We start from the raw sequence: 320 nt of genomic DNA, 5'->3' as shown, positions 1-320 counted from the left end.
AAGTACTGCAGTAAAGAAAACTCATCCATCGTGATATCCCCCTATTTCTCTTCGCTGTCACAGCTATCGTGCAGGCGTTCCGGTGTACTCCGCCAGCTGCTCTATTCGCCATCCCGGACCCCGCGCACCAATGGCTTCGCGCACCGTCATCTCCACGGACTGTGTCCATTTTCGCCGCAGATGGGCAAGGTAATTTGCCCGCCACTGCGAGGTGCGTTGGCGTGCGTTACGACGAATCGTTGCGCTCACCGCCACCACCGCAACACCGAGGCCTATTGCGAGTGCGACCAGCTGCGCCGCAAGCGTCGGCACCCCAATCC

General features: G+C 59.7%; 1 pseudogene. It reads right to left on the bottom strand.

What is annotated here, in order from left to right:
* Nucleotides 1-63: 63 nt before the first annotated feature.
* Nucleotides 64-320, bottom strand: a pseudogene (locus ACXIUA_RS02110) (hypothetical protein); the annotation flags it as partial.

Source organism: Corynebacterium sp. UMB8791, from assembly GCF_054166365.1.
The sequence above is the reverse complement of the archived record's forward strand: the minus strand, read 5'-3'. Positions and strand labels throughout refer to the sequence as shown.